Annotated in this window: 4 protein-coding genes; all 4 read left to right on the top strand. The window is 29.5% G+C overall.

Going from position 1 to position 4,871, the window contains the following annotated elements; all coding sequences use genetic code 11:
- Positions 1-231 precede the first annotated feature (231 nt).
- Positions 232-1,296 carry a HEAT repeat domain-containing protein gene (locus PKV21_09050; GenBank protein ID HOM27632.1) on the top strand — a complete coding sequence of 355 codons (1,065 nt, stop codon included), beginning with the start codon at positions 232-234 and terminating at the stop codon, positions 1,294-1,296.
- Positions 1,297-1,370: 74 nt separating this feature from the next.
- Complete coding sequence (locus PKV21_09045) at positions 1,371-2,915, top strand: secretin N-terminal domain-containing protein (protein HOM27631.1); 1,545 nt, start codon at positions 1,371-1,373, stop codon at positions 2,913-2,915.
- Complete coding sequence (gspE, locus tag PKV21_09040; GenBank protein HOM27630.1) at positions 2,908-4,431, top strand: type II secretion system ATPase GspE; 1,524 nt, start codon at positions 2,908-2,910, stop codon at positions 4,429-4,431. Before PKV21_09045 ends, gspE begins: the two co-directional genes overlap by 8 nt.
- A gap of 1 nt (position 4,432) precedes the next feature.
- The coding region (locus PKV21_09035; GenBank protein ID HOM27629.1) for a type II secretion system F family protein at positions 4,433-4,871 on the top strand (439 nt) is incomplete at its 3' end.

Here is a 4,871-nt window from a genome sequence, read left to right as displayed (position 1 = left end):
AAAAAACCAACTTTTGATGGAACTAAAAGTGAACTTCTTATATTCTTAACACCCCACATAATTTCATCTTATGAAGAAGCAGAAGAAATTTCAAAACCAGATGTTAAAAAATCAGAGGAAAAAATAGAAGGAGGATTACTTGAGAAATTTTAAAATTAAAGTATTGACATTTATAAAAAATAAAGGTAATATAAAAATGAAAAAAGAGAAAATAAAAAAAAGGAGGGGAAAATGGTAAAAAAAATAGTAAGTTTAATGATAATATTGATGGTAGCAACTGTATTTTCTCAAACCTCAACTCAACAAGCAACAAGAATTTCAAACATATCCAGACAAGGAAGTATTGGGTCAAGAACAGGAACTTCAGGACAGAGAGGATCTGGAACAGGTACAGGATTTGGAATTAGAGGGCAATCAGGAAATCAACAGCAGGATTACAGGAGTTCGCAACTTGCAAATTTCCTGGCAGCAATAATTGGAAGTTACTTAAGACATCCTGACCCAAAAGTAAGAATTCAGGCAATCCAATCATTAACTGGGGCAATGGTATCAGGAGAAGGAACAGGAAATAATACAAATAATAATAGTGGAATAAGAGGACTATTTGGAATAGATGTCAACAATACAGGAAATAATAATACAACATCTGGTGGAATAGGAGGAGCGATTTTTATTCCTGACCTTTTTGTGCTTTTAAGTGACCCTGACCCTGAAGTTCAAGATATGGCATCAATGGGTCTTGATATTTTATTTGGAACAGATGTTACTATTTTAAGATTTATGGATGACCCTGATCCTATTGTAAGACAATATGCAACTAAAATTTATTCAACAAGAAGTTTTTCAGGAGATACCAATAGAACGACTGGGAATAATAACAATGAGTATGAAGAAGGAAGTTTAAAAGAACTTGTTGCTTTAAGAACTTTACTTGTAAGATTAAAATATGAGAAAGACGAAGGAGTGAAAAAAGTACTAACTGACTCAATAGAATTATATTTACAGAGTATTGGATTGGGTAGAGAAGGACAAAGTGGAACAAGAGGAACAAGTTTAACAGGAATTTTTGGAGTAGACCCATCTATAATAAAATATCTTAATGATGATAATGTAGAGGTAAGAAAAAATGCTGTTAAAATAATTTCTGCTATGGAATATAATCCTCAAATTTTGAATATATTGCTTGAAAGATTAAAGAAAGAAACCGACGATGGAGTAAAAGAAGCAATTCAGAATGCCATTGATTCCTATACACAGCAAAGAAGTAGAGCACTGGGAACTCAGGGGCTTAGATAAAAATAGAATTCAGAAATAAAATAAAAATGAAAAAGTTTTTATTTAGTTTTATTTATTTTTTTTCTTTCTCATTTTTGTTATTATGTGAAAATAATTTTTATTTAAATTTTAATAATGTTGACATAAGAACTTTCATTAAATTTGTCAGTGAAATCACAAAAGAAAACTATGTAATAGACCCGAATGTTAGAGGAACAATAACTATTTATTCAACTACACCAATTCCTGTTGAACAAATTGATAGAGTTTTTAAAGCAGTACTGAATTTTTATGGATTTACAACTATAAAAAAAGATAACATTTCTTTAATTGTACCGATATCTGATGGAAAAACAAGAACAAGGTACATAAATATATCAGATATTCCAAAAGATAAAGAGGAAGAATATATAATTCAGGTGATTTCTTTAAAATATTATCCCCCAGATACAATTTCTCAGATAATTACACCATACATTACAAAAGGAGGGCAAATTACAGTTGATACAAGAACAAATACTTTAATCATTTCAGATGTTGGAGAAAATATAAAAAAAATCATGGAAATTATTGAAAAAATAGATAAACCAAGTCCTCCTGGACAGGAAGAAATAAGGATATTCAAACTACAAAATGCAGATGCTGAAGAAGTTGCAAAAGTACTTGGTCAAATATTACAGAGAAAAATTTCTGCTGTTAGACCATCTGCAAGAACTGCACCAATTCAACCTCAGGTAGTAAGTGCAAAAGCAACAAATTCATTAATAATTTATGCAGACCCTAATGATTTTGATACTATTGAAAAAATAATAAAGGAACTTGATATTTTAACAAATCAGGTTTTAATTGAAGCATTAATAGCAGAGGTGACTTTTGATAAAACTCAGCAACTTGGAATAGAATGGGCAAATTCTTGGAAATTTAATAATGAACAATATACAGGTGCAGTGGGAACAGATTTTGGAGATATTGCTTCTTATATAAAATCAGGTGTTCCACCATCAGGACTTTCTCTTGCTTTCTATAAAGGTGATTTTACCTATCCTTTAAGTGTTGGTGCTTTAATAAACTTATATGCAAAAGACAGTCAATTCAATATTCTCTCCACTCCACAGATTGTAACAGCAGACAATCAGGAGGCAAAAATAAATATTAGTGAGAATATACCTTATTTAAAAGAAACAAGATTTTATACCTATGGTTCCGGTCAGGGTAGTGATGTAGTTAAAAGTTATGATTATAAAGATGTAGGCATTGTTTTGAAAATTACTCCTCAGATAAGTCAGGATAAATATGTAAGATTAAAAATTTCTCAGGAAGTTACTAAACTTGTTGAAGGAGGAATACCTGAAGCACCAACAACTGCAAAAAGACAAGCAGAAACAACATTAATAATTCCAAATGGAAAAACTGTTGTTCTTGGAGGCCTTTTAAGAAATGATTCAGAAAAATCTGTTCAGAAAGTCCCGTTTTTAGGAGATATACCATTGCTTGGACGATTATTCCGAAAGGACTCAACAAAATCTATAAAAACAAATTTAATGATATTCATTACTCCTCATATAATCTCGACTTTTGAAGATGCAGAAAAAATAAAACAGGAAAAAGAAAAACTTATAAAGGAAAAAAATAATGGATAGAGTTATGTGGATTGAAAATTTTGAAGACAGGATAGACCCTGAAATTTTAAATGTTTTTCCATATAATTTTCTTAAGACAAACTGTTTTATACCTATAAATGGAGAAAATGGAGAAATTATAATCGTTACAAATAACCCTTTAAATCTTGATATAGGTGAAATAAAAACAATTTTAAAAAAAGATATAAAAATTGCTCTTTCAAGTGATGAAAAAATAAATGAGTGTATTGAGAAGTTTTATTATCATCCAAGTTCTTCTAAAAAAGTTATTGACGACCTCAGTTCAGAAGAAATATTACACATAGAAGAAGATATTAATACAGAAACAGCAAATCTACTTGACCTTGCCAACAAAGCACCTGTTATTAGAATTGTAAATCAAATAATTTATAGAGCAATATCTATGAGAGCAAGTGATATTCATTTACAGATTACTGAAAACTCTTTAAAAGTAAGATATAGGATTGATGGTATCTTGCACGATATTTTTGTTCTTCCCAAAAAATTTCATCCTCCTATCGTAACGAGAATAAAAATAATGTCTAATCTTGATATTGCAGAAAAAAGGATTCCACAGGATGGAAGAACTTCTATAAAAGTTGATGGTAAAAAAATTGATATAAGAATATCAATAATACCTACTTTTTTTGGAGAATCAATTGTTTTAAGATTACTTGATAGGGCAACTTTTTTACTTGGTCTTGAAGAACTCGGTTTTTCTGAAGATAATTACAAAAAATTCAATCAATTAATCCACTGTGACCATGGTATTATTTTATTAACAGGTCCAACCGGAAGTGGAAAAACGACAACTCTTTATGCTGCTTTATCTAAAATTAATAATCCAGGAATAAATATAGTAACTCTAGAAGACCCTGTTGAGTATAATCTTGAAGGGATAAATCAAATACAGGTAAATCACAAAGTAGGTTTAACCTTTGCTAATGGATTAAGGTCAATTTTAAGACACGACCCAAATGTAATAATGGTGGGAGAAATAAGAGATAAAGAAACAGCGGAAATGGCAATACAGGCATCATTAACCGGACATCTTGTTTTCAGTACCCTTCATACAAATGATGCTTCAAGTGCTATTGTTAGATTGATAGATATGGGAATTGAAACATATTTACTTTCATCCTCTTTAATAGGAGTTATGGCTCAAAGGTTGGTTAGATTAAATTGCCCAAATTGTTCTATTCCTGAAAATCCTCCGGTAGAATTACTTTCTGAAATTGGTATTAGTGAGGATGAAATTGTAAATAGTAAATTTATGAAAGGGAAGGGATGTAAACAGTGTTTAAATGAGGGTTATTATGGAAGAACTGGTATTTTTGAACTCCTTATTATTGATGAAGGAATAAAGGAACTTATATTAAAGAGAGCATCATCAAATGACATCAAAAAAGAAGGATTGAAAAAAGGGATGAAAACATTGAGAATGGATGGGATAGAAAAAGTTAAAAAAGGACTTACAACAATTTCAGAAGTTTTAAGAGTAACACAGGATGTTTAAAATGCCCACCTTTATATTTACTCTGATAGATAAAAAAGGAAAAGTAATAAAAATAAAAAAAGATGTTGAAAATATAAATACTTTAAAAAATGAATTTCAAAAAGAAGGATATTATATTGTAAATGTAAAAGAGTTTAAAAAATTTAATTTTTCAATTTTTGATAAAATAAGAGAAGATGACTTAATTGTTGCAATAAGAGAATTATCTACTTTTTTAAACTCTAAAATACCTCTTGACGAATGTCTTACAGGATTAATTTCACAAATGAAAGATGGAAAATTGAAAAATGTTTTTCTTGACATACAAAAAAGTATAAGAGAGGGAGCGAGTTTTTCTCAAGCATTAAAAAAACATTCAAATTTATTTTCAAATATGATTATATCTATGGTAAGAGTAGGTGAAGAAACAGGAAATCTGGATTTAGTTTTATTAAGAGTAT

This window comes from bacterium, from assembly GCA_035371905.1.
GTDB lineage: Bacteria > Ratteibacteria > UBA8468 > B48-G9 > JAFGKM01 > JAMWDI01.
This window is presented reverse-complemented; position numbering and strand designations above follow the sequence as displayed.